Source organism: Pseudomonas kuykendallii (assembly GCF_900106975.1).
Lineage (GTDB): Bacteria > Pseudomonadota > Gammaproteobacteria > Pseudomonadales > Pseudomonadaceae > Pseudomonas_O > Pseudomonas_O kuykendallii.
The window spans coordinates 564,555-589,887 of sequence record NZ_FNNU01000001.1 but is presented as its reverse complement, the minus strand read 5'-3'; the positions used below and the strand labels follow the sequence as shown (position 1 = coordinate 589,887).

The window sequence follows — 25,333 nt, the reverse complement described above, 5'->3', positions numbered from 1 at the left end:
AGGACACGATTACTCGGTCAGCGCTTTGACGAACTGGGCGTCGTAGGTCTTGGCGAAGTCGGGGATCTCCGCGATCTGGCCGTTATCCTTGAGCAGCTTGGCGATCACCGCGCCGCTGCCGAAGAACGAGGTGGTGGCCTCGGCCTTGGTGAAGTTGGTTTCCATCTCGTTGAGCGGGATGTTGTACACGCCGCTCATCTGCGCCTTGGCTTCTTCGGCGTCGACGCCGAGCACCTTGCCGATGATCTTCGCCGCTTCGTCCGGATGGCTCTGGATGTAGGCGAGGCCGTCGAGGTAGCCGAGGATCAGCGCGCTGATCGCGGCGGGTTTCTTGGCGATCATCTTCTCGTCGAACACCAGCACGTCGGTGATCAGGCCGGGCGCGTCCTTGGAGGAGTAGACGACGTGAAACTTGTCGCCGGGCATGCCGAGGATCTGCGACACGTTGGGCTCGTAGGTCACGCCGATCGGCAGGCTGCCGGAGGCCATGGCGCCGGGAATGCCTTCGGGCGTCATGTTGACCGGCTGGATGTCCTTGTCGGTCAGGCCGTTGGTCTTCAGCGCATAGGCGAGCAGGAAGTCGGACGGCGACAGCGGGTTGAAGCCGACCTTCTTGCCCTTGAAGTCGGCCACCGAGGTGATGGATTTCTCGGCGACGATGGCATCGCCACCGTTGGAGAAGTCGATCGGCATCACCACCTTGTGCGCCAGACCCTTGGCGGCCGAGTTGATCACCTGGTCATAGGTGAGCATGCCGCCGTCCAGCGCGCTGCCGGCCATCGCCGACGGGATCATCGCGGGGTCGTTGAAGAACTGCAGCTGCACCTTGAGGTTGTGCTTCTTGTACAGATCGAGGGCATCGGCGACGTAGAAGGGCGCGTAGCCGGCCCAGACCACGGTGCCGATCTTCAGCGATTCGGCCGCGGAGGCGGCAACCGGGAGTAGCGTGGCGGCGGCCAGACAGAGGCCGGCGAGGGTCTTGCGGAACGCGAAGCGGGTTAGCGACAGGCTCATGGCGGAACTCCTACACAGGGAATCGGGCACGGGATGACGACGCGTCTCCCGGGCTTTTATCCCGCCGTGTAGCCCCCGTGTCCTTGGGGCCGGAGAACTCTCGGACCTGCCATCCACTCGCGTGGACCGGAACCCTAGTTCGCCTCTGGTGTTGCTCCTGTGTGCCAAGCGTCATGAGTGCACGATGTACCAGCGTTGCCGGCGCGTTGACTCATCCCGTTCGCTTGGGTTTTTGCAAGTCCGGTGCCAGTTTGTCGCAGCCTGCCCGCCGGGTCGGCAAACCCCAGCGCGTTCAACGGGTTGGCGGCATCCGGCGGAATCGGTGCGGGGAATGTCCGTCGCGCCTGCAACGCTTCGGCGCACCAGCGGCAGGCGCCACGCCAGTTTTCAGTGCAGCGAAGCCGCCTACTCGCCCCCCACGGCGAAATTGGGCAGCGCGTTCACCGGCTGGGCGAAGTCGAAGGGAATCGATTCCAGCGCCAGGCCGACGTTGCGCTGGACCACGAAGTGCAGGTGCGGACCGGTGCTGTTGCCGGTGTTGCCGGAGAGTGCCAGCGCGCTGCCGGGCAGCACGCGCTGGCCCTCGCGCACCTTCACCGAGCCCTGCATCAGGTGCAGGTAGACGCCCATGGTGCCGTCGTCGTGAAGGATCCGCACGAAGTTGCCCGAAGGGTTCTTGCCGCGCCCGCTCTGGTCGTTTTCCACCTTCACCACCATCCCGGCGCGGGCGGCGACGATGGGCGTGCCCTCGGGCATGGCGATATCGATGGCGTAGCGGCCCTTCGGCGTGTTGTGGCTGTAGCCGCCGTTAGCGCCCTGGCTCTTGCGGAACGGCCCGCCGCGCCAGGGCAGCGGATAGCGCACCGCCAGCGGCTGCAGGCGCGGATCGCCGAGGGCGTAGCGCAGCTTGGGCGTGTAGCGCAGCGGCTGGCTGGGATCGCGCGGCGCGAGGGTGGCCAGGCGGATCGAGCTGCGTGGCGGCAGTACCCAGTGGATCGGCTTGTCCGGCGCGCCGACCGCGTTGTCGAGCTTTTCCAGGCGCAGTTCGACTTCCACCGGCGCGTAGAGGTCGTTGCGCACGCTGAGGGTCTCGCCGCCGGCGTGCTTGTGGGTCTCCAGCTTCACCTGGTTGTCCAGGCGCTCGACCATGCGGTCCTGGAACACGAACACCTTCGCGCCGGGCGCGGCCTGGTCGCTGTAGGTGACCACGCCGTTGGCGTCGGTGTACTTGTAGACGGTCAGCGCGGCGGCCGGCGCGCTGAGCGCCAGCAGGCAGCAGAGGAAGAACAGGCGTCCGGGCATGGGGTTCCGCAGTGGAAGGGGTCGCGAGGCGAAGATAGCAGCGCCGGCCCGGCTCGGCGAATCGCCGGTCGTCGTTTGCCGGGCATGCGTTGGGTGACCGCGCGGGATGGTGGGCTGAAGCCCACCCTACGGTGGCGATTGCTTCTACAAGGGCGATGGTGTTGGTAGGGCGGGTGCAACCCACGAAACGGGGTTGCGGGGGCTTCAGGCGCCGGGGACGAAGTGTTTCTGCGCGGTGCCGCGGGCGATCAGGCGCGAGAGGTAGTCCATCTTCTGCGGGTCGCGGTCGACGAAGCGGAAGATCAGCTGAAGCCAGTCGCTGTCGGGTTTCGGCTCGAAGGCGGCCACCGAGTGGAGGTAGCCGTTGAGGCGCGCGACTTCGCCGCCTTCGCCCTGCTCCAGGTCGAGCACCGCGCTTTCCAGCACCTGCGGGATCAGCTCGCCGCGGCGCACCACGATGGCCGCTTCCTTCAGGCTGATGGCCTTGATCACGCAACCGAGCATGCCGCCGGGCAGGCGCAACTGGCCCTGGCCCCGGCCTGTCGGCGCGGCGGCGGGTGCGGGTTTGCTGGCCGCGGGAGCCGCGGGGGCGGCCACCGGTCGCGGTGGCTGCGCGGCGCTGGTGTTGATCACCGCGGCCTTGCCGCCGGTGAGCGCGGCGAGGGAGTCGTTGGGTATGCCACCCGACAGCGTGCGCGCCGGCGCGGAGGCGGACAGCGCCTCGAGCTTGCCGGCGCGGCTCAGGGCCTTCTTCACCTTGTTGATCAACTGGTCGTTGGAGAAGGGCTTGCCGATGTAGTCGCTGACGCCGGCCTGGATCGCCTGGACCACGTTTTCCTTGTCGCCGCGGCTGGTGACCATGATGAACGGCGTGGTCTTGAGCGTGTCCTGTTCGCGGCACCAGGTGAGCAGTTCGAGGCCGGACATCTCCGGCATTTCCCAGTCGCAGAGGATCAGGTCGACGGTCACGCGGCCGAGCAGCTGCTGGGCCTTGCGCCCGTTCACCGCTTCTTCCAGCTGGATGCCGGGAAAGTGGTCGCGTAACCCCTTTTTCACCAGATCGCGAATGAAGGAGGCGTCGTCCACCACCAGCACACTGACTTTGCTCATCGGCCACTCCTGAAGATTGGACCTAAGCATAGCCTTGGCGAGTAGCTAATGGCTAACCGCCCACGCCATGGGCGGAAAATCCCGGACGGGGCCTCGGGGAAGCGCGCGCGCCGCCGGCGGCCGGATGCCGGGGCAGGGCGCGCGTGGCTCAGGGCGCGATTTCTTCCGGTTCGCCGGGGAGCTGGCGTCTCTTCTTGGTCAGCCCGGTGTGGCGCACGTCGGTGCCGCGCACCAGGTAGATCACCAGTTCGGCGATGTTGCGCGCGTGGTCGCCGATCCGCTCCAGTGAGCGCAGCGCCCAGATCACGCTGAGCACGCGGGAGATCGAGCGCGGGTCTTCCATCATGTAGGTGACCAGCTCGCGCAGCGCGGTCTTGTATTCGCGGTCGACGGTCTTGTCGTACTGCGCCACCGAGAGCGCCAGGTCGGCATCGAAGCGGGCGAAGGCGTCCAGCGCTTCCTGGACCATCTTGCGCACCTGGCCGCCGATGTGGCGCACCTCGACGTAGCCGCGTGGCGACTCGCCTTCCTCGCACAGCTGGATGGCGCGGCGGGCGATCTTGGTCGCCTCGTCGCCGATCCGCTCGAGGTCGATCACCGACTTGGAGATGCTGATGATCAGGCGCAGGTCGGACGCCGCCGGCTGGCGACGGGCGAGGATGCGCACGCATTCCTCGTCGATGTTGCGCTCCATCTGGTTGATCTGGTCATCGATCTCGCGGACCTGCTGGGCGAGGCCGGTGTCGGCGTCGATCAGCGCGTTGACCGCGTCGTTGACCTGCTTCTCGACCAGGCCGCCCATCGCCAGGAGGTGGCTGCGAACCTCCTCCAACTCGGCGTTGAATTGCTGGGAGATGTGTTGGGTGTGGCCGTCTTTGTTGATCATTCTCTAACTCCGCGAAAAACCGGTAGGGTGCGCCGCGCGCACCAGTGGCGAGTCGGTGCGCGCGGCGCACCCTACGGCACGAGTCCCTAGCCGTAGCGGCCGGTGATGTAGTCCTCGGTCTGCTTCTTCGCCGGGTTGGTGAACAGCGTGTCGGTGTCGCCGAATTCGATCAGCTTGCCCATGTACATGAACGCCGTGTAGTCGGAAACCCGCGCGGCCTGCTGCATGTTGTGGGTGACGATGACGATGGTGTACTTGCTCTTGAGCTCGTAGATCAGTTCCTCGACCTTCAGCGTCGAGATCGGGTCGAGCGCCGAGCAGGGTTCGTCGAGCAGCAGCACTTCGGGCTGCACCGCCACCGTGCGGGCGATCACCAGGCGCTGCTGCTGGCCGCCGGAGAGGCCGAGGGCGGAGTCGTGCAGGCGGTCCTTCACCTCGTCCCACAGCGCGGCGCTCTTCAGCGACCATTCCACCGCTTCGTCGAGCACGCGCTTCTGGTTGATGCCCTGGATGCGCAGGCCGTAGACGACGTTCTCGTAGATGCTCTTGGGAAACGGGTTGGGCTTCTGGAAGACCATGCCGACGCGGCGGCGCAGCTCGGCGACTTCCACGCCCTTGCGGTAGATGTTCTGGCCGTCGAGGAGGATCTCGCCGTCGACACGGCAGCCGTCGACCAAGTCGTTCATCCGGTTGAAGGTGCGCAGCAGGGTCGACTTGCCGCAGCCGGACGGGCCGATGAAGGCGGTCACGCGCTGCTTGGGAATGTTCATGCTGACGTCGAACAGCGCCTGCTTGTCGCCGTAGAACAGGTTCAGGCCGGGGACTTCGAGGGCGACGGTCTCGTCGGCCAGGCGCAGGCTCTGCTTGTCGCGGCCGAGGGCCTTGATGTCGATGCCGTGGGTATGCGTTTCGTGCTGCATGGGGTGCTCCCTACGCTAACAATTCGGTTAGCCGGCCGCGCGGCGCGCGTCCGGCGCAATTCATTCAGTGGTCCAGCGCCTTGTACTTCTCGCGCAGGTGGTTGCGGATGAACACCGCGCTCAGGTTGAGCAGGGCGATCACCAGCACCAGCAGGAGCGCGGTGGCGTACACCAGCGGTCGCGCGGCCTCGACGTTGGGGCTCTGGAAGCCGACGTCGTAGATGTGGAAGCCCAGGTGCATGATCTTCTGGTCCAGATGCAGGTACGGGTAGTTGCCGTCCAGTGGCAGCGCCGGCGCCAGCTTGACCACGCCGACCAGCATCAGCGGGGCGACTTCGCCGGCGGCGCGGGCCACGGCGAGGATCAGGCCGGTCATCATCGCCGGGCTGGCCATCGGCAGTACGACCTTCCAGAGGGTTTCCGCCTTGGTCGCACCGAGCGCCAGGGAGCCTTCGCGCAACGCCCGCGGGATACGCGCCAGGCCTTCCTCGGTGGCGACGATCACCACCGGCACGGCGAGGATCGCCAGGGTCAGCGACGCCCACATCAGCCCCGGCGTGCCAAAGGTCGGCGCCGGCAGGGCTTCGGCGAAGAACAGCCGGTCGATCGAGCCGCCCAGCACGTAGACGAAGAAGCCCAGGCCGAACACGCCGTAGACGATCGCCGGGACCCCGGCGAGGTTGTTCACGGCGATGCGGATGACCCGCGTCAGCGGCCCCTGCCTGGCGTACTCGCGCAGGTAGATGGCCGCCAGCACGCCGAACGGGGTGACGATCACGGCCATGATCAGGGTCATCATCACGGTGCCGAAGATGGCCGGGAAGATGCCGCCCTCGGTGTTCGCCTCGCGCGGCTCGTCGCTGAGGAATTCCCACAGCTTGGCGAAGTAGAAGCCAAGCTTGGCGCCGGTGCCCATGGTGTTCGGCCGGTAGGCGCGGACCACCTTGCCCAGGCTCATCTCCTGCTCCTGGCCGTCGACGGTGCGCACCGTCACGCTGTCGCGGTCGAACTGCTGGTGCAGGTCGTTGAGCTGACCTTCGAGGACCTTGTACTCGGCACCCCACTGCGCGCGCTCGGCGTCCAGATCGGCCTGCCCGGCGGCGTCCAGCTGGCCGTTCATCTCCAGCTTGCGGGTTTTCAGGCGCAGGCGCTCAAGGCCGGCGTTGATGCGCCCGATGTCGCGTTTTTCCAGTTTGGAAATCTGCCCGTAGAGCGCGTCGACGCGGCCGATGCGCTGCTGCATCGCGGCCCAGGCGTCGTCACCCTCGGCGATCACCTGGCCGTTTTCCTTCACGTTGACCAGGTAGCCGTAGAAGTTGCCCCACTCGCGGCGCTCCATGACCATCAGGTTCTGCGGCGTGCGCAGGTTGCTGGTCCATTCGGCGACCACCCAGGTGAAGTCGGCGCCATACACCTCGCGGTTGCCGACCTTGAACAGCTCGCGGGTCATGAACTCGCCGCCGTTCACGTCCACCGGCAGGCCGGCCCCGGCCAGGCGCGCGCGCGGCACTTCCTCGGCCTGGACCAGCTCGCCGGCCATGACCTTGGCGGGCGTGCCGGGCACCTGGTAATCGGCTTCCAGCACATCCGCCGGCCAGAAGTTGGCCAGGCCGCGGGTGGCGATCACCGCCAGCAGGCCGACGGTCATGATCACCGCGATGGACACGCCGCTGGCGGTCATCCAGACCCAGGGCGAGCCGCTCTTGAACCAGGATTTCAGGGTTTGCTGTTTCACCGCTCGTACCTTCGTTCGTTTCGCCCGGCGACGTCGCGCCGTGCAGTGCATTCATCGGGGAGAAGCCAGCACCCCTGCGGGTCTGAGCGCGTTCTCCCGCCCTGCGGGCACCCTCTCCCCGAGGGGCGAGGGCCATCAGCGGGCCGGCGTGGCCGGCCGTGTATCTATAGCGAGGCGTACTTCTTGCGCAGGCGGGTACGGATCACTTCCGCCAGGGTGTTCATCACGAAGGTGAAGCTCAGCAGCACCAGCGCGGCGAGGAACAGCACCCGGTAGTGCGAGCTGCCCACTTCGGATTCGGGCATTTCCACCGCGGTGTTGGCCGCCAGGGTGCGCAGGCCCTCGAAGATGTTCATGTCCATGATCGGCGTGTTGCCGGTGGCCATCAGCACGATCATGGTCTCGCCCACCGCGCGGCCGAGGCCGATCATCAGCGCTGAGAAGATCCCCGGGCTGGCGGTGAGGATCACCACGCGGGTCATGGTCTGCCAGGGCGTCGCGCCGAGGGCGAGGGAGCCGAAGGTTAGGCTTTTCGGCACGCTGAACACGGCGTCCTCGGCGATCGAGAAGATGTTCGGGATCACCGCGAAGCCCATCGCCAGGCCGACCACCAGGGCGTTGCGCTGGTCGAACGCGATGCCGAGGTCGTTGGACAGCCAGTGGCGCATGTCGCCGCCGAACAGCCAGTTCTCCAGGTGCCCGCTCATGCCCAGCGACAGCGCGCCGACGCCGAGGATCACCGGGATCAGCAGCGCCGCTTCCCAGCCCTCGGGAATCGCCAGGCGGACTTTCTCCGGCAGACGGCTCCACAGGTAGGCGGCGAGGAGGACGCCGACCGGCGTCAGCAACAGCAGGCTGAAGATGCCCGGCAGGTGCCCTTCGACATAGGGCGCGAGGAACAGCCCGGCGAAGAAGCCGAGGATCACCGTCGGCAGCGCTTCCATCAGCTCGATCACCGGCTTGACCTTGCGGCGCATCGCCGGGGCCATGAAGTAGGCGGTATAGATGGCTGCGCAGATCGCCAGCGGGGCGGCGAGGATCATCGCGTAGAAGGCCGCCTTCAGGGTGCCGAAGGTCAGCGGGGCGAGGCTCAGCTTGGGCTCGAAATCACTGTTGGCCGAGGTCGACTGCCAGACGTAGCGCGGCTCGTCGTAGTTCTCGTACCAGACCTTGCTCCACAACGCGCTCCAGGACACTTCCGGGTGCGGGTTGTCGACCACGAAGCGTTGCAGCTGTCCGTTGGACTCCACCAGTAGGCGCGAAGCGCGCGGCGACAGCGCGGCGTGGGTCGGGCCGTCGGCGACCCGCTCGACCAGCAGGGTGCGGTGCGCGGTACTGTGGAAAATCCCGAGCATGCCGTCGGCGTCCAGCGCCATGAAGCCTTTGCGACGTTCCTCGGGGACGATCTGGGTGATCGGTTTTTCGCCGAGGCTGAAGTCGCGGATGTGCGTCAGCACCGATTTGCCGTCGCCGTCGCGGACCATGAACCACTGGGCGATGCCGCCCTTGCTGTCGCCGACCAGCAGCGAGGTACCGCCGAGCAGCGGGCTGAGGGTGCTGACTTCGGCGTCGCCCTTGAGCATCGCGTAGCGGCCGTTGAGGCTCTTGCTGCGCAGGTCGAAGACGTCGGCGGTGGCCTTGCCGTTGATCACGTAGAGCCACTGCTGGCGCGGGTCGATGACCAGCGCCTTGATCGGCTCGGCGATCTGCGGCAGGCCGATGCGCGTCTCGTCCTGGCTGACCTCGCCGGTCATCAGGTTCTCTTCGCGGCTGATCGACAGCAGGCTCAGTTCGGCGCCGGTGGAGCCGGCGAGCATCAACGTGTCGCCGTTCTCGCTGAGCGCCACGTGCTCCAGCGCGCGGCCCTGTGGGTCGAGCACGATCGGCGCCTCGCCGAACGGGTACTGCAGCGTCGGCGTGATGGTCTTGACGTTGTCCGGGTAGGTCACCGGGTAGGTGTGGGTGAACACCAGCACCTGGCCGTTGGACAGGCCGAGCAGCACGCGGTGGCTGCCGGGCTGGTCCTGGCTCACCGAGGTGATGCTGGCGCCCGCCGGCAGCGGCAGCTGCACGCGGTTCAGCGGCGCGCTGTCCTTGAGGGTGAAGAACTGTACCTGACCGGCGCGATCGAGGCGCATCGCCACCTTGTTCTGCTCTTCCACGGCGAGCAGCAGCGCGTCGTTCTGCGCGGCCAGCCAGGCGGGCTGCTGCGCTTTCAGCGGCTTCAGCTCGGCGCCGGCGAAGATCGGCAGCACCACGTGGGCGAGGTAGAAGAAGATCAGCGTGATGGCGCCGAGCACGGCCAGGCCACCGATCGACACGTACCAGCGGGTGAGCCGGTCCTTGAACGCGCGAACGCGCCGTTTGCGTTGCTGGGCGGGGGTGTTGAAATCCAGCCTCAGGCCGTTCGATTGGGCGCTCATGCTGTTGTTGGCCAGGTCATTCATGAGGAATTCTCGGGGCGCTGCGAACAGGGCCGCTTGTTGCGAGGGTCTTCAATCTAGCCGTCTTCTGTGACAGATAGATGACAAGGTGCTGACATGACGATGCCCGCCACCCCGGAGGAGCAGCGGGCTTCGTCAGGCACGACGGGCGCCTTGCGGTCGCCGCGCGCCCGTTACAGGCCGGCGTCCTTCAGGGCCTTCTCGACCACCTTGGCCGGCAGCGGGATGTAGCCGTCCTTCACCACCACTTCCTGACCCTGCTTGGACAGGACCATCTTCAGGAACTGCGCTTCCAGCGGCGCCAGGGGCTTGTTCGGCGCCTTGTTCACGTAGACGTAGAGGAAGCGCGCCAGCGGGTACTTGCCGGACAGGGCGTTGGTTTCGTTGGCTTCTTCCAGCTCACCCTTCTTGTTGACCAGGGGAACGGCGCGGACGCTGGAGGTCTTGTAGCCGATGCCCGAGTAACCGATGGCGTTCAGGGTGCTGGAGATCGACTGCACCACCGAGGCCGAACCCGGCTGCTCGTTGACGTTGGACTTGAAGTCGCCTTTGCACAGCGCTTCTTCCTTGAAGTAACCGTAGGTGCCGGATACCGAGTTGCGACCGAACAGCTGGATCGGCTTGTTCGCCCATTCGCCGGTCAGGCCGGTTTCACCCCAGGACTTGATCTCCTTCGGCTCGCCGCACAGGCGGGTGCTGGAGAAGATCGCATCGACCTGCTGCATGGTCAGTTGCTTGATCGGGTTGTCCTTGTGCACGAACACGGCCAGCGCATCGATCGCGACCGGAACGGCGGTCGGCTTGTAGCCGTACTTCTCTTCGAAGGCCTGGATCTCGGCGTCCTTCATCTGACGGCTCATCGGGCCCAGGTTGGAGGTGCCTTCGGTGAGTGCCGGCGGCGCGGTGGAGGAACCGGCGGCCTGGATCTGGATGTTCACGTTGGGGTAGAACTTCTTGTAGTTCTCGGCCCACAGGGTCATCAGGTTGGCCAGGGTGTCGGAACCGACGCTGGACAGGTTGCCGGACACGCCGGAGGTTTTCTCATAGGTGGGCAGCGCCGGGTCGATCGCGGCGAACGCGCTTGCGGTGCCTACGCCAGCGGCGACGAAGGTCAGGGCCGCCATTAGACGATTCAGTTTCATGCCTTGCTCCTAGCATTCCAGTGTGGGTCGAACGGGGGCCAGTATCGGCAGGCCGTATGAACACTCTATGAAAGGTTTATGACAATTGAATGACCGTCGCAGAAACGCCGAGGCCGCGCGTGGCGGGCCTCGGCGCGGCACCTGGCGATCAGTGCGGGGTGGCTTGCCAGCGCTCGGCGTCGAGCAGGTAGAGACCCAGCGCCAGGCCCAGGCCGCACAGTGCCAGCACGTAGTAGGCCGGGCCGAGCGGGCTGTATTTGAGCAACAGCGCGACGCTCATCGGCGTCAGCCCGCCGAAGATCGCGTAGGCCAGGTTGTAGGAGAACGACAGCCCGGTGAAGCGGACGGCGGCGGGGAAGGCGTTGACCATCACGAAAGGCACGGCGCCGATGGTGCCGACGCACAGGCCGGTCAGCGCGTAGAGCGGGAACAGCAGGTCCGGGTGGGCGTGCAACTGGCTGTAGAAAGTCCAGGAACTGGCGGCCAGCAGCAGGCTGCCGACGACGAACACCTTCCCGGCGCCGACGCGGTCGGCCAGCGCGCCGGCGGCGATGCAACCGAGGCTGAGCATGACGATGGCCAGGCTGTTGGCCTTCAGCGCCTGGGCGGCGTCGAAGCCGTAGGCGCTCTGCAGCACGCTGGGGGTCATCAGGATCACCACTACGATGCCGGCGGAAAGCACCCAGGTCAGCAGCATGGAGATCGCCACCGCGCGGCGATGGCCGCGCAGCACGGTCTTCAGCGGCAGTTCGTCGGCCAGCGCCTTGCGTTGCTGCAGTTCGGCGAACACCGGGGTTTCGTGCAGCCAGCGGCGCAGGTAGACCGAGAACAGGCCGAACACGCCGCCGATGACGAAGGGCACGCGCCAGGCCCAGGCGGCGATGTCCTCGGCGCTGTAGAGGCTGTTGATCAGCGTCGCCATCAGCGAGCCGAGCAGGATGCCCGCGGTCAGGCCCGAGGTCAGGGTGCCGCAGGCGTAGCCGACGTTGCGCCGCGGCACGTGCTCGGCGACGAACACCCAGGCGCCCGGCACTTCGCCGCCGATCGCCGCGCCCTGGATCACCCGCAGCAGGAGCAGCGCCAGCGGCGCGAGGATGCCGATCTGCGCGTAGGTCGGCAGCAGGCCCATCAGCAGCGTCGGCACCGCCATCAGGAAGATGCTCAGGGTGAACATGCGCTTGCGCCCGAGCAGGTCGCCGAAGTGCGCCATGACGATGCCGCCCAGCGGGCGCGCCAGGTAGCCGGCGGCGAAGATGCCGAAGGTCTGCAGCAGGCGCAGCCACTCGGGCATGTCGGCGGGGAAGAACAATTTGCCGACCACGGTGGCGAAGAACACGAAGATGATGAAATCGTAGAATTCCAGCGCGCCGCCAAGGGCGGAGAGGGCGAGCGTCTTGTAGTCGTTGCGGGTCAACGGGCGCGTCACCGGCGCGGAACCGGTAGGCAGGGCATGCATGGCGGTGTTGTATCTCGTGGAAGGCCGCGGCGTTGAGCCGCCGCAGCCGCGGACTCTAGCAAATTGCGACACATCGACACAGCTTTTGCGGGGCGCCTCGCGAAAAGCGGAACCCTGCGGTCGTCGCTCGACGCATCCGCCGATATACTGCCGGCACGGCAGCGCCGCCCGTCCCGGCGCGCGTCGCCGGGGGCATTGCGCAAAGATCGTCCGTCCGGCGAGCGGCACAGAACCGCGTCATCGTGATCCGACGGGGTCTTTGCGGAATTCCCCACTTAAACCGCGTCTCTCCAATTCCAATAATTGAGAGGCTGAGGCTTCCAGGCAATGATCGAGATCGAAGAAGAAAACCTCACCCCCCAGGGTGACCTGGCCTTGCAGATAACCGCTCTACCGCGCGAAACCAACGGTTTCGGCGACATCTTCGGTGGCTGGCTGGTCGCGCAGATGGACCTCGCCGGCACCGCCATGGCGAGCAAGGTCGCCGGCGGCCGTGTCGCCACCGTAGCCATCGACCGCATGGCGTTCCTGGTTCCGGTGGCCGTCGGCGCGCAGCTCTCCTTTTATACCGAGGCCCTGGAAGTCGGGCGCAGCTCGATCCAGATGCTGGTCGAGGTGTGGAGCGACGACCCGCTTTCCAGCGAATGGCGCAAGGTCACCGAGGCGGTGTTCGTCTTCGTCGCCATCGATGGCAGCGGGCGCACCCGCCCGGTACCGCCGCGCCGCTGAGCCCTTTCTTCACCTGCCGCGCGTCGTCGCCCCTCGCGTCGGTGCCGCGGCCTGTCCGCCATTCTGGCGACGTTTTTTCGGAGATTCCCGCATGGCCCTGGCCTCCCGCAGCGCACACATCGAACGCATCGAGCGTGGCGACCTCGCCTGCTGGCAGATTCGCGGCGCCGACGGCGCCGAGCTGCTGATCGCCGAACAGGGCGCCCAGGTGCTCGCCTACACCCCGGCCGGCGGACGCCCGCTGATCTGGCTCAGCGAGGACGCCGCGTTCACCCGCGGCCAGTCGGTGCGTGGCGGTGTGCCGGTGTGCTGGCCGTGGTTCGGCGACCTGGCGCGCAACCCTGCCGAAGTGCAGGCGATGCGCCAGGCCGATACGCCGGCGCCGGCGCATGGCGAGGTGCGCGCGCGTGACTGGCAGTTGCTGAACATTGCCGACGAGGACGATGGCGTGTCCATCGAATTCATCCTCGACGCCGCCGAGGACGGCCTGCTCGGCTGGCCGCATGCCCTGGAGCTGAAGCTTGCCGTTCGCCTCGACACGCGCCTGAGTATCAGCCTGAGCACCACCAACCTGGGTCGCGAGCCGGTGGCGTTCAGCCAGGCGCTGCACAGCTACTTCGCGGTCGGCGATATTCATCAGGTCCGCGTCGAGGGGCTCGAAGGGCGCCGCTACATCGAGACGCTGGAGAACTGGCAGGCGCGCCGCCAGGAGGGCGCGCTGCGCTTCACTGGCGAGACCGACCGCATCTACCTGGACCTGCCGCCGACGCTGAGCATCGTCGACCCGGCCTGGCAGCGGCGCATCGTGCTGCAGGCCAGCGGGTCGGATTCGGCCGTGCTGTGGAACCCGTGGATCGACAAGGCCGCACGGCTCTCGCAGTTCGCCGACGACGCCTGGCAGCGGATGCTCTGCATCGAAACCGCCAACGTCATGGACGACTGCATCGTCCTGGCGCCGGAGGCGACCCACGAGATGGGCGTCTCGATCCGCGCCGAAGCGCTCTGATCGGCGCCGCTCAGCGCCCGCCTTTCACGTTCGCGAAGTCCTGCCTCCCGAACGGGCTGACCCGGTAACCCTCGACATCGGCGCGTACCAGCGCGCTGGCGGTCGGGTGCGCCAGCGGCAGCCACAGCGCCTGCTCCTGGATCAACTGCTGCGCCTGCCGGTACAGCGCGCTGCGCTCGGTCTGGTCGGAGGTGCGCTTGCCGTCGCCGATCAGCCCGTCCAGGCGTGGATCGCAATAGCGCGCGAAGTTGAGCCCGGATTGCACCGACGCGCAGGAAAACTGCGGGGTGAGGAAGTTGTCCGGATCGCCGTTGTCGCCAGCCCAGCCCATGAACAGCAGATCGTGCTCGCCGGCCTTGGCGCGGCGGATCAGCTCGCCCCATTCCAGCGTGCGGATCTCGGCCTGGATGCCGACCTTGGCCAGGTCGGCCTGGAGCATCTGCGCGCCGAGACCGGGGTTGGGGTTGAGCAGGCTGCCGGAGGGGCGGGTCCAGATCGTCGTCTTGAAACCGTTGCCCAGGCCGGCCTCGGCCAGCAGCTGGCGCGCCTGCAGGGGATCGTAGGCATACCCCGGCAGGTCCTTGGCGTAGCTCCAGGTGTTCGGCGGATAGGGGCCGCTGGCGGCCGTCGCGCTGCCCTCGAAGACCACCTTCAGGTAGCTCTGCCGGTCGAACGCCAGGTTGATCGCCTGGCGCACCTTGGCCTGGTCCAGCGGCGGATGCTGGCTGTTCAACGCGACGAAGGCGGTCATGAAGGCGGGCGTCTCGATCACCTTCAGCTTGGCGTCGGCCTGCGCCTCGCGCACGTCCTGCGGTTTCGGCGACAGGGCGATCTGGCACTCGTTGCGGCGCAGGCGCTGCAGGCGCACGTTGGCGTCCGGGGTGATGGCGAAGATCAGCGCATCGGCCACCGGCTTGCCGGCGAAGTAGTCCGGGTTGGCGATGTAGCGCACCGCCGAATCCTTCTGGTAGCGCTTGAGGATGAACGGGCCGCTGCCGATCGGCTGGCTGTTGAGCTTATCCGGCGTACCGGCGGCCATCAGCTGGGCGGCGTACTCGGCGGAATAGATGGAGGCGAAACCCATGCTCAGGGTGGCGAGGAAGGTTGCGTCCGGATGCTTGAGGACGATCATCACGCTGTGCGGGTCGCTGGACTCGATGCGTTCCACCAGGCTCGGCCACTGCATCGACTGGGCGTGCGGGTAGCCGGCCGGCGCGGTCCTGTACCAGGGATGCTCGGGGTCGAGCATGCGGCGGAAACTGAACAGCACGTCGCTGGCGTTCAGCGTGCGGCTCGGGGTGAAGTAGTCGGTGCTGTGGAACTTCACGTCGTCGCGCAGCGTGAAGCGGTAGCTCAGGCCGTCGGCAGAAACTTCCCAGTGCGTCGCCAGGCTCGGCACCAGGGTGCCTTTCTCGGCATCGAACTCCACCAGGCGGTTCATCAGCACGTCGGCCGAGGCGTTGGTGGTGGTCAGCGAGTTGTACTGGACCACGTCGAAGCCGTCCGGACTGGCTTCGGTGCACACGGCGAGGGTGGCGGCGTTCGCCAGCAACGGGCAGAACAGCAGGGATAGAATGGCGCGGCGCACGGCGAACTCCTGTGGACTGGCGCGGGGGACTTACCCTAGACCATGCACTGCGGCGGAACAACGGCTTTGCGGCGACGGACGGTAGTGCGCCGCACAGCCCCGCCGCCCACACCGCGCGCCGGTAGCGCCGCGGGCGCCCGCTTCGGCGATGGCATGTTTCGCCTTGCTAGGGTAGGGGTGTTCTGGTATAAAGCAGCGCTCTTTTCTAGGGGCCTGGTTCCTTCCCACGAAGGCGCAGCCAGTAAGACCCCGAAGAAACGTGGCGCCAAGCGCCGAATCAGAGAGATCAAGCGGCCAACCCATGCCGGGTTGGGCATGTGGTTACAGAGGGCTGAGTCATGTCGAGAGTCTGTCAAGTTACCGGTAAGGGTCCGGTAACCGGGAATAACATTTCCCACGCAAACAACAAAACCCGTCGTCGTTTCCTGCCGAACCTGCAGCATCACCGTTTCTGGGTCGAGACCGAGAAACGTTTCGTGCGTCTGCGCGTTTCTGCCAAGGGTATGCGTATCATCGACAAACGCGGTATCGACGCCATTCTGGTCGAACTCCGCGCCCGTGGCGAAAAGTTCTAAGGCTTCGGTCTTTTTAGGAGAGCAACATGCGTGATCTGATCCGTTTGGTGTCCAGCGCCGGTACCGGCCACTTCTACACCACCGACAAAAACAAACGCACTACGCCCGACAAGATCGAAATCAAGAAATTCGATCCGGTCGTTCGTAAGCACGTGATCTACAAGGAAGCCAAGATCAAGTAATTGATCGGCCCTTGATGGAAGAAGCCCGCCGATCGGCGGGCTTTTTCTTGCCTGCAGGAAACCTGAGGGCCTGTTCGGATCTCGCCAGCCCGCGCGCGCTCAGCGGGTCGCCTGCTCGAAGATCACGTAGACCTTGCGGCACCGTTCGACGACTTCCCAACTCCCCTGAAAGCCGGCCGGGATGACGAAACGGTCGCCGGCGCGCACGGTGCGGCTGCCGCCGTCGGCAGCGTGAAGCACCGAGACGCCCTCGAGAATCTCGCAGTACTCATGCTCGCTGTAGTTCACCGTCCAGTGGCCGGGCTCGCCCTCCCAGAAGCCGACGTTGAATTGCCCGCAGGGGCTGGCGAAGACGTTGCGCACGCCCTGGGCGGGATCGCCGGAAAGGATTTTTTCCGCGGCCGGGCGGTACTGCTCGAGTGGGGCGCTGGAGTGCGCGAGGTCGACGATCTGTTCGATGGACATGCTCGGAAGCTCGAAAAGAGGAAAGTTCCGAGTTTATGTTTAATAAAACGAACATGAGAAGAGCTTTTGCCCTGCGCTGTAAAAAATATTGAAAACCCCGGCGCCTGTGGTTTAGGGTGGCCGGCACCCTTGCGCGACGGTGCCGCACTCGCGCCAGCGTCCAACGAACGAAGAGGATTGCCCCATGACCCTGACCCGCAGCGACTGGGAACAGCGCGCCAAAGCCCTGCACATCGAAGGCCGCGCCTTCGTCCACGGCGCCTACCGCAACGCCGCCAGCGGCGAGACCTTCGAGTGCATCAGCCCGGTCGACGGCCGCCTGCTGGCACGAGTCTCCAGCTGCGACAAGGTCGATGCCGAGGCCGCCGTGGCCGACGCCCGCGCGGTGTTCGAGTCCGGTATCTGGTCGCGCCTGGCGCCCGCCCGGCGCAAGGCGATCATGATCCGTTTCGCCGACCTGATCGAAGCCAACGGCGAGGAGCTGGCACTGCTGGAGACCCTCGACATGGGCAAGCCGATCAGCGATTCCATGGCCGTCGACATTCCCGCCGCCGCCCGCGCATTACGTTGGAGCGGCGAGGCGATCGACAAGATCTACGACGAGGTCGCCGCCACCGCGCATGACGAGCTGGGCCTGGTCACCCGCGAGCCGGTTGGCGTAGTCGCCGCCATCGTTCCGTGGAACTTCCCGTTGCTGATGAGCAGCTGGAAGCTCGGCCCGGCGCTCGCCACCGGCAACTCGGTGATCCTCAAGCCGTCGGAAAAATCGCCGCTGACCGCCATCCGCATCGCCGCGCTGGCCATCGAGGCGGGCATCCCGGCCGGTGTGCTCAACGTGCTGCCCGGCCACGGCCACACGGTCGGCCGCGCGCTGGCGCTGCACATGGACGTCGATACTCTGGTGTTCACCGGCTCGACGCGGATCGCCAAGCAGCTGATGGTCTACGCCGGCGAATCGAACATGAAGCGCGTCTGGCTGGAAGCCGGCGGCAAGAGCCCGAACATCGTCTTCGCCGACGCGCCCGATCTCAAGGCCGCCGCCGAGGCCGCCGCCAGCGCCATCGCCTTCAACCAGGGCGAGGTCTGTACCGCCGGTTCGCGGCTGCTGGTCGAGCGCTCGATCAAGGAGCAGTTCCTGCCGCTGGTGATCGAGGCGCTGAAGGCCTGGAAGCCGGGCAACCCGCTCGATCCGGCCACCAGCGTCGGCGCCCTGGTCGACACCACGCAGATGAACAACGTGCTGTCCTACATCCAGGCCGGTCACGACGACGGCGCCAGGCTAGTCGCCGGCGGCAAGCGGGTGCTGGAGGAAACCGGCGGCACCTACGTCGAGCCGACCATCTTCGATGGCGTGGACAACGCCATGCGCATCGCCAAGGAAGAGATCTTCGGTCCGGTGCTGTCGGTGATCGCCTTCGACGATGTCGAGGAAGCCATCGCCATCGCCAACGACACTGTCTACGGCCTGGCCGCGGCGGTCTGGACCAGCAACCTGTCCAAGGCGCACCTCACCGCCAAGGCGCTGCGCGCCGGCAGCGTGTGGGTCAACCAGTACGACGGCGGCGACATGACGGCGCCCTTCGGTGGCTTCAAGCAGTCGGGCAACGGTCGCGACAAGTCGCTGCACGCCTTCGACAAGTACACCGAGCTGAAGTCCACCTGGATCAAGCTGTAACGGCCTGTTCGGCGTCTGCTGCGCGGCGTTGAGCGCAGGCTCGCCTGTCGCTCGCGAGGCTCCGGCAGATTCCAGAACACGCTCAGCGGGCCTGACCCGCGTAGAAGAAGGTCCGCCCCGGTACACGGGGCCGGCTCGTTGCGAGCCCTACCTGCGGCCGGGTTTCCTTGGGAAGCCCGGCCGTTTGCTTTGCTGCCGTGAAAGAAGAGAGATCGACCATGCGTTGGGGGACTTATTTCGCCGTCTGTACGGCGGTGATCAGCATCGGGTTGGCGCTGGGCGTGACCATGCCGCTGGTGTCGCTGCGCCTGGAGGGCTGGGGCTACGGCAATTTCGCGATCGGCGTGATGGCGGCGACGCCAGCGGTCGGCGTGCTGCTCGGCGCGTCGCTGGCCGGCCATCTCGCCGCCCGGCTGGGAACCACGCGGCTGATGCAGACCTGCCTGCTGCTCGGCGCGGTGTCGGTGGCGTTGCTGGCGCTGGTGCAGCACTACGCGGTATGGCTGGCGTTGCGCCTGGGGATCGGCGTGGCGCTGACGATGGTGTTCATCCTCGGCGAAAGCTGGATCAACCAGTTGGCCCCGGAAAAATGGCGCGGCCGCCTGGTGGCCCTGTATGGCACCGGCTATGCGCTGAGCCAGCTGTCCGGGCCGTTGCTGCTGAGCCTGCTCGGCACCGACAACGACTCGGCGTTCTGGACCGGCACCGGCCTGCTGGTCGGCGGTTCGCTGGTGCTGCTCGGCCGCTCCGGCGCGCCGCGCGTGGATGCCCATGGCGCTTCCGGGCGAGGCCTGTTCGCCTTCTGCCGCAAGCTTCCGGCGATCGCCTGGGCGGTGGCGCTGTTCGCCGCCTTCGAGGCGATGATGCTGACCCTGCTGCCGGTCTACGGGTTGCGCCAGGGATTCACCCAGGAGGTGGCGCTGCTGATGGCCAGCGTGGTGGTGGTCGGCGATGCCGCGCTGCAGCTGCCGATCGGCCTGCTCGCCGACCGCATGTCCCGCGGCGCGCTGTTCCGCGCGTGCGGCGTGCTCCTGCTGGTGTCGAGCCTGAGCATCCCGCTGCTGCTGCACACCTCGGTGATCTGGCCGCTGCTGGTGCTGTTCGGCGCTGCCGCCGGCGGTCTGTTCACCCTGTCGCTGATCCTCATCGGCGAGCGCTATCGCGACGACGAACTGGTTCGCGCCAATGCGCACGTGGCGCAGCTCTGGGGATTGGGCTGCCTGGTCGGCCCGCTGCTCACCGGCGCGGCCAGCCAGTGGCTCAGCGGGCATGCGTTGCCGCTGGTGATGGCGACGGGCGCGGCGGTGTTCGTCTGGCTGATCCGGCGCCCGGGAGGCTTCATCGAGGTGTCGACGCAGAAGACGTAGGGCGGTTGCCGTCTGCTCCTGCTCTTCGTAGGAGCCAGCTTGCTGGCGATGCCTTTGGGAGGGTGCGATACCGCTGATCGCCAATCTCGTAGGGTGGGCTTTAGCCCACCAACCTGCCGGCATATCTCGGTGGGCTGAAGCCCACCCTACTGTCAATCGGATGACCTTGGCCTTGGCATCAGCCTGTCGCTGCGTTGCCTGGCTACAGCAACCGTTCCAGCCCGATGACCTTGGCCAGCCAGGCGTTGAACTGGCGCCAGGCGCCGCCCGGCTCCCTGTCGATGCGGTGCAGGCGACGATTGTCCTCGGCGATCCACACCAGCCGCCCGTTCTCCAGGCGCACCTCGTAGCTGAGCGCTGGCGCCATGCCTTCCAGGGTCAGGCGGCGCACCTCGCCGGCCAGCTCCGGGCTGTCCACCAGCACGCCGACCTCGGTGTTCCAGAGGATCGAGCGCGGGTCGAAGTTCAGCGAGCCGATGAACACCTTGCGCCGATCGAACACCAGCGCCTTGCTGTGCAGGCTGGACTCCGAGGAGCCGCTCAGGTTGTAGGACGCCTCCTGCTCCGGCTGCCGGCGCAGCTCGAAGAGCTTCACCCCGTGACGCAACAGCGCCTTGCGGTAGGGCGCGTAACCGCCGTGCACCGCAGGCACGTCGGTGGCCTCCAGCGAGTTGGTCAGCAGGCTCACCGAAACGCCCGCGTCGGCGCGCCCGGTGAGGTAGGTCAGCCCATCCTCGGCGGGCACGAAGTAGGCGGAGATCAGCATCAGCTCCTCGCTGACATTGGTCAGCTCAGGGCCCAGTTGCGAAGTCAGCAGCAACTGTGGATCGGGCTCGCTCTTGAGGATCTTGGTCGGTGCATCCCACATCGCGCTGCCGTGCGCCCAGATCAGCTCGTTCAGCCAGCCTGCCAGGCGCGGGTGGTCCTGGTAGTCCATCAGTCGCTGGTAGTTCTCGCGCTGCTCGATCTGAGCCGCGTTGAGATAGTCGGTCAGTCCGCGACGGGTCTTCGCCAGGTCGCGGGCGCTGGGCGGAAAGCTGACGAATTGCTCGATCGGCTTGCTCAGCGCGCTGTTCCAGTACTGATCGAAGCTCTGCCCGAGCTGTTCGGCCACCGGGCCGGCGCCGAGCAGGTCGATGTCGGTGAAGTTCAGGTTCGGCTCGACGTCGAAATACTCGTCGCCCAGGTTGCGCCCGCCGACCACCGCCACGGCGTTGTCCGCCAGCCAGAGTTTGTTGTGCATGCGGCGGTGCTGCAGGGTGACGTCGAACAGCCGCCCCAAGGCGCGGGTGATGCCGGTGGCGCGGCCCAGGTGCAGCGGGTTGAACACCCGTACCTGGACGTTCGGGTGGGCGCCGAGCAGGGCGATCTCGTCGTCCTGGCCGTCGCTGGTGGTGTCGTCTAGGAGAATGCGCACGCGCACGCCGCGGTCGGCGGCCTTGAGCAACTCGTCGATCAGCGCGCGGGTGCTGAGGCCGTCGTGGACGATGTAGTACTGCAGGTCGAGGCTCTGCCGGGCGGCGCGGATCAGCTCGGCGCGGGCGATGAACGCCTCGGTGCTGGAAGACAGCAGGCGAAAGCCGGACTGTCCTGCCGGGTGCTGCCGTGACTGGGCGATGAGGGCGGCGCCGAGCGGCGAATCCTTGGCCGGCAATGCCTGGCTGGGCTCGATCGGCACGTGATTGGCGCAGGCGGTCAGCAGTAGCGCAACCAGCAACAGCAGATGTCGACGCAAAGTAGCCTCCCGCTACGTTCAACCTAGCGGTTAGACGGCTCTCTCGCGGTTTGATTCAGCGAAGCGGCGCGAGGGCTCTGGGGCGGGCAATCGCGCCGCTCAACTTTCAGCCATCTGCGCCGCCACCGCTTCGCCGACGGCGCGCACCGCCTGCTCGATCGGCGCGCTCGGCTTGCTGGCGTAGTTCATCCGCAGGCAGTTCCGGTATTTTCCCGCCGCGGAAAAGATGCTGCCGGTGGCGATCTGTATGCCCTGGCTGGCGAGGGTACGATTCAGCCGGTGACTGTCGAAGCCCTCGGGCATTTCCACCCAGATCATGAAACTGCCCTGCGGCTGGCTGACCTTCACCCCGGCTGGGAAGTAGCGGGCGATCCATTCGATCATCACGTCGCGGCTGCGCTGGTACTGTGCGCGCATGCGCCGCAGGTGCGGTTCATAGTGGCCGCCGCTGATGAATTCGGCGAGCGCCAGTTGCGGCAGTTGTGCGGTGGCGCCGGTGCCCATGTATTTCATGTGCAGCACGCGGTCCAGGTAACGGCCAGGGGCGATCCAGCCGACCCGCATGCCGGGCGCCAGGGTTTTCGAGAAGGAGCTGCAGAGCAGCACGCGGCCATCCTCGTCGAACGACTTGATGGTGCGCGGGCGCGGGTAGCGGTAGGCCAGTTCGCCGTAGACGTCGTCCTCGATGATCGCCACGTCGTAGCGCTGGGCCAGCGTCAGCAGGGCGCGCTTGTTGGCCTCCGGCATGATGTAGCCGAGCGGGCTGTTGCAGGTCGGGGTGAGCTGGATGGCCTTGATCGGCCACTGCTCCAGGGCCAGCTCCAGCGCCTCCAGGCTGATCCCGGTGAGCGGGTCGCTGGGCAGCTCCAGGGCCTTCATGCCGAAACCCTTGAGCGCCTGCATCACGCCATGGAAGCTCGGCGAGTCCACCGCGACGATGTCGCCGGGCTCGCACAGGGCGCGAATGGCGGCGGACAGCGCTTCGTGGCAGCCGGTGGTCACGACGATCTCGGTGGCCGGAATCTGGCAGCCGGAGTCGAGCATCAGCCGCGAGATCTGTTCGCGCAGGCCGATGTCGCCATAGATGTTGCCGTAGGTGAGGGTGTTCAGGTCCTGGCGCCGGCCCAGCCGTGACAGCGAGCGCAGCAGCGGTTTCAGCGTCGGGCTGCTGATGTCCGGGCGGCCGCGCCCGAGCTGGATCAGCTTCTCGCTGGGCTCGCCGCCGATCTGCTCCAGCACCTGATCCCACTGCGAGACCTCCACCGGCCGCTGCGCGTTGCGGATCACGTTGGGCAGCGCCGGCGCCTGGCGCGCGGCGGGCACGAAGTAGCCCGACTTAGGCCGCGGTGTCGCCAGGCCCTGGTCCTCGAGGTGCCGGTAGGCCTGCTGCACGGTGCTCAGGCTGACTCCGTGCTCGACGCTCAGCGCGCGCACCGACGGCAGGCGATCACCGGGCAGGTAGAGGCCCTGCTCGATGCGGGCGCCGATCACATCGGCAAGGTTCTGGTAAAGCGTCATCGAGTGAGGATTCCTCTGCAATCAGTACAGATACGTCAAAAACTATCGATTCAGAGGTGATTTTCGCCCGGCTGTATGGGGTAAATTTCTATACGCTGAATCTGTATCGGTTTTTCGATGGACGCAATGATGTTCTCCCATACAGATGAAGGCAAGGAGAGCGTCATGCGCGACTCGATCAAAAGCTGCGAGGAACTCGTCGAACCCGTACCGGTGCTGGAGGATCGGCGCCCGACGCTGCGCCTGGTGCCGGCCGCGCCGGTGGGCGAGGGGCGCTGGGTGGTGTTCTGGCGCGCCCTGCGCACCCGCAAGGCGCTGCTGAGCCTCAGCCGCCACGCCTTGCACGACATCGGCCTGAGCCGCGCCGATGCGCTGGCCGAGGCGGAAAAGTCGATCTGGACGCTCTGGCGCGAGACCGGACGCGGGACGCGCCCGGACCGGTGAGGGCGACGCCCGTGTCACGCCAGCCCGGTGGCTTCCTTGAAGCGGTACCAGAGCATGCCCAGGGCGAGCATCGGCGAGCGCAGGCGTTTGCCGCCCGGAAAGGTGATGTGCGGAACCTTGTCGAACAGATCGAAGCCGCCGCCCTGCTGCCCACTGATGGCTTCGGCGAGGAGCTTGCCGGCCAGGTGGGTGGCGTTCAGTCCATGGCCGGAATACGCCTGCGCGTAATACACGTTGGGGCGATCGGCGAAGCGGCCGATCTGCGGCAGGCGATTGGCGCCGATGCCGATCATCCCGCCCCACTGGTAGTCGATACGGGTGTTTTCCAGTTGCGGGAAGACCTTGAGCATCTTCGGTCGCATGTAGGCGGCGATGTCCGCCGGGTCGCGGCCTGAATAGTGGCACGCGCCGCCGAACAGCAGGCGGCGGTCGGCGGACAGGCGATAGTAGTCCAGCGCGACGCGCTGGTCGCAAAGCGCCATGTTCTGCGGGATCAGCGCCTGTGCCTGGTCCTCGGAAAGCGGCTCGGTGGCGATCACGTAGCTGCCGGCGGGCAGTACCTTGCCGCCGAGCCGCGGCTCCAGGTCGTTGATGTACGCATTGCAGGCGAGCACCAGGGTCTTGGCGCAGACCCGGCCCTGTTCGGTATGCACCTTCACCCCGTCGCCGTACTCGATGCGTATCACTTCGGAATGTTCGAACAGGCGCACGCCCAGCGCGGCGGCGGCGGCGGCCTCGCCGAGCGCGAGGTTGAGCGGATGCAGGTGGCCGGAACCCATGTCGATCAGCCCGCCGACGTAGCGGTCCGAGCCCACCACGCTGTGCATCTCGCCCGGTTGCAGCAGGCGCAGCGGATGCCGATAGCCCAGCCCCTGCAGCTCGGCCATGTCCTCGGCGAAACCGGCCAGGTCGGCCGGCTTGTTCGCCAGGTCGCAGTAGCCCCAGGTCAGGTCGCAGTCGATGGCGTGCTTCTCGATGCGCCGGCGAACGATTTCCACGGCTTCCAGGCCCATTAGCTTGAGTGAGCGTACGCCGTCCTCGCCGAGCACTGGGCGGAACTGCTCGACGCCGTGGCCGACGCCGCGAATCAGCTGGCCGCCGTTGCGTCCGCTGGCGCCCCAGCCGATCTGCCGGGCCTCCAGCAGCGCCACGGAGAACCCCCGTTCGGCCAGTTCGATGGCGGTATTTAGCCCGCTGAAGCCGCCGCCAACGATGCACACGTCGACGCGCAGGGCGTCGCGCAGCGGCGGGTAGCTGAGCGCCTGGTTGGCGGTGGCGGTGTAATAGGAAGGAGCATGCCGATCCGTGTGCACCGGAAGCCGAACGCGAGCGCTCATGTGTGAAATCCTGATTAGGGTGTGTGGAAAATTTTACGCAGCATAGGGGGGACACCGTCGAGCATCAAGGCCCGGAGGCCGTGGCGGAAGTGTCAGGATGCCGCTGGATCGGCTTTGGCGCGGCGAGCGCGCTTCACTGCCAGGCGAACCGATCGGCCGGCTCACCGTCCGAGGAATAGGCGCCTTCTAAATCAGTCCGGCACCGGCAGGTTGAGGCTCTCCTTCACCTCTTCCATGACGATGTAGCTTTTCGATTCGCGCACGTGCGGCAACTTGAGAAGGATGTCGCCGAGCAGCTTGCGGTAGGAGGCCATCTCGTTGATCCGCGCCTTCACCAGGTAGTCGAAGTCGCCGGACACCAGGTGGCACTCGAGCACGTGGGGCAGCTTGAGCACGGCGCGGCGGAACTCCTCGAAGGTGTCGCCGGACTTGTAGTCGAGGCTGATCTGCACGAACACCAGCAGGCTGGACTTCAGGTGCTGCGGATTGAGCCGCGCCGAGTAGCCCATGATGATGCCCTCGCGCTCCAGCCGGCGGACCCGCTCGGTGCAGGGTGTGGTGGAGAGGCCGATGCGCTCGCCCAGCTCGGTGAAGGAGATGCGGCCTTCTTCTTGCAGGATGCGCAGGATGTTGCGGTCGATCTTGTCCAGCTCGCGGCGCGATTGGTGCTGAGTTCTCACAGGAGATAGCCCTCCACAAAAAG

General features: G+C 66.6%; 22 protein-coding genes and 1 riboswitch. Of the genes, 7 read left to right on the top strand and 15 right to left on the bottom strand.

From position 1 onward, the window contains the following. Positions 1-9: 9 nt before the first annotated feature. The 9 genes from BLV15_RS02665 to BLV15_RS02625 form a co-directional block, all read right to left on the bottom strand. Positions 10-1,014 (bottom strand): ABC transporter substrate-binding protein, encoded by a 1,005-nt coding sequence (locus BLV15_RS02665; protein ID WP_090224388.1) that lies wholly within the window; start codon positions 1,012-1,014, stop codon positions 10-12. A 43-nt stretch (positions 1,015-1,057) separates the two neighbouring features. Beyond that, a riboswitch (guanidine-I (ykkC/yxkD leader) is annotated at positions 1,058-1,163 on the bottom strand. A 256-nt stretch (positions 1,164-1,419) separates the two neighbouring features. Further along, complete coding sequence (locus BLV15_RS02660) at positions 1,420-2,316, bottom strand: peptidoglycan DD-metalloendopeptidase family protein (RefSeq protein WP_090224386.1); 897 nt, start codon at positions 2,314-2,316, stop codon at positions 1,420-1,422. A gap of 204 nt (positions 2,317-2,520) precedes the next feature. Further along, a complete protein-coding gene (locus BLV15_RS02655; protein ID WP_090224385.1) occupies positions 2,521-3,426 on the bottom strand; it encodes a response regulator in 906 nt (301 codons plus the stop codon). 148 nt (positions 3,427-3,574) lie between these two features. Further along, a complete protein-coding gene (gene phoU / locus BLV15_RS02650; protein WP_090224383.1) occupies positions 3,575-4,312 on the bottom strand; it encodes a phosphate signaling complex protein PhoU in 738 nt (245 codons plus the stop codon). A gap of 86 nt (positions 4,313-4,398) precedes the next feature. Further along, on the bottom strand, positions 4,399-5,232 hold the full coding sequence (gene pstB, locus BLV15_RS02645; RefSeq protein ID WP_090224382.1) for a phosphate ABC transporter ATP-binding protein PstB: 834 nt from the start codon (positions 5,230-5,232) through the stop codon (positions 4,399-4,401). Between the two features lie 64 nt (positions 5,233-5,296). Further along, positions 5,297-7,018 (bottom strand): phosphate ABC transporter permease PstA, encoded by a 1,722-nt coding sequence (gene pstA, locus BLV15_RS02640; RefSeq protein WP_090224380.1) that lies wholly within the window; start codon positions 7,016-7,018, stop codon positions 5,297-5,299. 113 nt (positions 7,019-7,131) lie between these two features. Next, positions 7,132-9,414: an ABC transporter permease subunit gene (locus BLV15_RS02635; RefSeq protein ID WP_090224379.1), complete on the bottom strand. Its 2,283-nt coding sequence runs from the start codon at positions 9,412-9,414 to the stop codon at positions 7,132-7,134. A 170-nt stretch (positions 9,415-9,584) separates the two neighbouring features. Next, on the bottom strand, positions 9,585-10,553 hold the full coding sequence (locus BLV15_RS02630) for a phosphate ABC transporter substrate-binding protein PstS family protein (RefSeq protein ID WP_090224377.1): 969 nt from the start codon (positions 10,551-10,553) through the stop codon (positions 9,585-9,587). 148 nt (positions 10,554-10,701) lie between these two features. Next, the gene (locus BLV15_RS02625) at positions 10,702-12,009 is read right to left on the bottom strand and encodes an MFS transporter (RefSeq protein WP_090224375.1); all 1,308 of its coding nucleotides are present in this window, start codon (positions 12,007-12,009) and stop codon (positions 10,702-10,704) included. Positions 12,010-12,336: 327 nt separating this feature from the next. Between BLV15_RS02625 and BLV15_RS02620 the strand changes: the two genes are divergently transcribed. Together BLV15_RS02620 and BLV15_RS02615 are read left to right on the top strand one after the other, a co-directional pair. Next, positions 12,337-12,738, top strand: coding sequence for an acyl-CoA thioesterase (locus tag BLV15_RS02620; protein ID WP_090224374.1), 402 nt, complete (start codon positions 12,337-12,339; stop codon positions 12,736-12,738). Between the two features lie 91 nt (positions 12,739-12,829). After that, a complete protein-coding gene (locus tag BLV15_RS02615; RefSeq protein ID WP_090224372.1) occupies positions 12,830-13,744 on the top strand; it encodes a D-hexose-6-phosphate mutarotase in 915 nt (304 codons plus the stop codon). 10 nt (positions 13,745-13,754) lie between these two features. Here BLV15_RS02615 and BLV15_RS02610 read toward each other — a convergent pair whose 3' ends face one another. Then, a complete protein-coding gene (locus BLV15_RS02610) occupies positions 13,755-15,332 on the bottom strand; it encodes an ABC transporter substrate-binding protein (RefSeq protein ID WP_090224370.1) in 1,578 nt (525 codons plus the stop codon). Positions 15,333-15,670: 338 nt separating this feature from the next. Here BLV15_RS02610 and rpmB point away from each other — a divergent pair, with 338 nt between their 5' ends. Continuing rightward, positions 15,671-15,907 carry a 50S ribosomal protein L28 gene (rpmB, locus tag BLV15_RS02605; protein WP_090224368.1) on the top strand — a complete coding sequence of 79 codons (237 nt, stop codon included), beginning with the start codon at positions 15,671-15,673 and terminating at the stop codon, positions 15,905-15,907. 26 nt (positions 15,908-15,933) lie between these two features. Further along, positions 15,934-16,089: a 50S ribosomal protein L33 gene (rpmG, locus tag BLV15_RS02600; protein WP_003284185.1), complete on the top strand. Its 156-nt coding sequence runs from the start codon at positions 15,934-15,936 to the stop codon at positions 16,087-16,089. A gap of 99 nt (positions 16,090-16,188) precedes the next feature. Here the strand turns inward: rpmG and BLV15_RS02595 are convergent, their stop codons facing one another. Continuing rightward, positions 16,189-16,554, bottom strand: coding sequence for a cupin domain-containing protein (locus tag BLV15_RS02595; RefSeq protein ID WP_090224367.1), 366 nt, complete (start codon positions 16,552-16,554; stop codon positions 16,189-16,191). A gap of 184 nt (positions 16,555-16,738) precedes the next feature. On the opposite strand from BLV15_RS02595, the gene BLV15_RS02590 reads away from it, so the two are divergent. Then, entirely contained in the window at positions 16,739-18,229 is a 1,491-nt protein-coding gene (locus BLV15_RS02590) for an aldehyde dehydrogenase (RefSeq protein WP_090224365.1), read from the top strand. Positions 18,230-18,447: 218 nt separating this feature from the next. Then, a complete protein-coding gene (locus tag BLV15_RS02585; RefSeq protein ID WP_090224363.1) occupies positions 18,448-19,596 on the top strand; it encodes an MFS transporter in 1,149 nt (382 codons plus the stop codon). Between the two features lie 202 nt (positions 19,597-19,798). On the opposite strand, the gene BLV15_RS02580 is transcribed toward BLV15_RS02585, so the two are convergent. Together BLV15_RS02580 and BLV15_RS02575 are read right to left on the bottom strand one after the other, a co-directional pair. Then, on the bottom strand, positions 19,799-21,331 hold the full coding sequence (locus BLV15_RS02580; protein ID WP_245728122.1) for a phospholipase D family protein: 1,533 nt from the start codon (positions 21,329-21,331) through the stop codon (positions 19,799-19,801). 99 nt (positions 21,332-21,430) lie between these two features. Continuing rightward, complete coding sequence (locus BLV15_RS02575; protein WP_090224361.1) at positions 21,431-22,849, bottom strand: aminotransferase-like domain-containing protein; 1,419 nt, start codon at positions 22,847-22,849, stop codon at positions 21,431-21,433. A 165-nt stretch (positions 22,850-23,014) separates the two neighbouring features. Here BLV15_RS02575 and BLV15_RS02570 point away from each other — a divergent pair, with 165 nt between their 5' ends. Further along, positions 23,015-23,293, top strand: coding sequence for a DUF1127 domain-containing protein (locus BLV15_RS02570; protein WP_090224359.1), 279 nt, complete (start codon positions 23,015-23,017; stop codon positions 23,291-23,293). 14 nt (positions 23,294-23,307) lie between these two features. Here BLV15_RS02570 and BLV15_RS02565 read toward each other — a convergent pair whose 3' ends face one another. Both BLV15_RS02565 and dadR read right to left on the bottom strand, forming a co-directional pair. Further along, entirely contained in the window at positions 23,308-24,630 is a 1,323-nt protein-coding gene (locus tag BLV15_RS02565) for an NAD(P)/FAD-dependent oxidoreductase (RefSeq protein WP_090224357.1), read from the bottom strand. A gap of 191 nt (positions 24,631-24,821) precedes the next feature. Next, complete coding sequence (gene dadR, locus BLV15_RS02560) at positions 24,822-25,310, bottom strand: transcriptional regulator DadR (RefSeq protein WP_090224356.1); 489 nt, start codon at positions 25,308-25,310, stop codon at positions 24,822-24,824. Positions 25,311-25,333: the final 23 nt, after the last annotated feature.

What these genes read in the sequence shown, in the direction of transcription:
- BLV15_RS02665 (WP_090224388.1), bottom strand. Translation starts at nt 1,014, where the DNA reads ATGAGCCTGTCGCTAACCCGCTTCGCGTTCCGCAAGACCCTCGCCGGC.
- BLV15_RS02660 (WP_090224386.1), bottom strand. Translation starts at nt 2,316, where the DNA reads ATGCCCGGACGCCTGTTCTTCCTCTGCTGCCTGCTGGCGCTCAGCGCG.
- BLV15_RS02655 (WP_090224385.1), bottom strand. Translation starts at nt 3,426, where the DNA reads ATGAGCAAAGTCAGTGTGCTGGTGGTGGACGACGCCTCCTTCATTCGC.
- phoU (WP_090224383.1), bottom strand. Translation starts at nt 4,312, where the DNA reads ATGATCAACAAAGACGGCCACACCCAACACATCTCCCAGCAATTCAAC.
- pstB (WP_090224382.1), bottom strand. Translation starts at nt 5,232, where the DNA reads ATGCAGCACGAAACGCATACCCACGGCATCGACATCAAGGCCCTCGGC.
- pstA (WP_090224380.1), bottom strand. Translation starts at nt 7,018, where the DNA reads ATGCACTGCACGGCGCGACGTCGCCGGGCGAAACGAACGAAGGTACGA.
- BLV15_RS02635 (WP_090224379.1), bottom strand. Translation starts at nt 9,414, where the DNA reads ATGAATGACCTGGCCAACAACAGCATGAGCGCCCAATCGAACGGCCTG.
- BLV15_RS02630 (WP_090224377.1), bottom strand. Translation starts at nt 10,553, where the DNA reads ATGAAACTGAATCGTCTAATGGCGGCCCTGACCTTCGTCGCCGCTGGC.
- BLV15_RS02625 (WP_090224375.1), bottom strand. Translation starts at nt 12,009, where the DNA reads ATGCATGCCCTGCCTACCGGTTCCGCGCCGGTGACGCGCCCGTTGACC.
- BLV15_RS02620 (WP_090224374.1), top strand. Translation starts at nt 12,337, where the DNA reads ATGATCGAGATCGAAGAAGAAAACCTCACCCCCCAGGGTGACCTGGCC.
- BLV15_RS02615 (WP_090224372.1), top strand. Translation starts at nt 12,830, where the DNA reads ATGGCCCTGGCCTCCCGCAGCGCACACATCGAACGCATCGAGCGTGGC.
- rpmB (WP_090224368.1), top strand. Translation starts at nt 15,671, where the DNA reads ATGTCGAGAGTCTGTCAAGTTACCGGTAAGGGTCCGGTAACCGGGAAT.
- rpmG (WP_003284185.1), top strand. Translation starts at nt 15,934, where the DNA reads ATGCGTGATCTGATCCGTTTGGTGTCCAGCGCCGGTACCGGCCACTTC.
- BLV15_RS02595 (WP_090224367.1), bottom strand. Translation starts at nt 16,554, where the DNA reads ATGTCCATCGAACAGATCGTCGACCTCGCGCACTCCAGCGCCCCACTC.
- BLV15_RS02590 (WP_090224365.1), top strand. Translation starts at nt 16,739, where the DNA reads ATGACCCTGACCCGCAGCGACTGGGAACAGCGCGCCAAAGCCCTGCAC.
- BLV15_RS02585 (WP_090224363.1), top strand. Translation starts at nt 18,448, where the DNA reads ATGCGTTGGGGGACTTATTTCGCCGTCTGTACGGCGGTGATCAGCATC.
- BLV15_RS02575 (WP_090224361.1), bottom strand. Translation starts at nt 22,849, where the DNA reads ATGACGCTTTACCAGAACCTTGCCGATGTGATCGGCGCCCGCATCGAG.
- BLV15_RS02570 (WP_090224359.1), top strand. Translation starts at nt 23,015, where the DNA reads ATGCGCGACTCGATCAAAAGCTGCGAGGAACTCGTCGAACCCGTACCG.
- BLV15_RS02565 (WP_090224357.1), bottom strand. Translation starts at nt 24,630, where the DNA reads ATGAGCGCTCGCGTTCGGCTTCCGGTGCACACGGATCGGCATGCTCCT.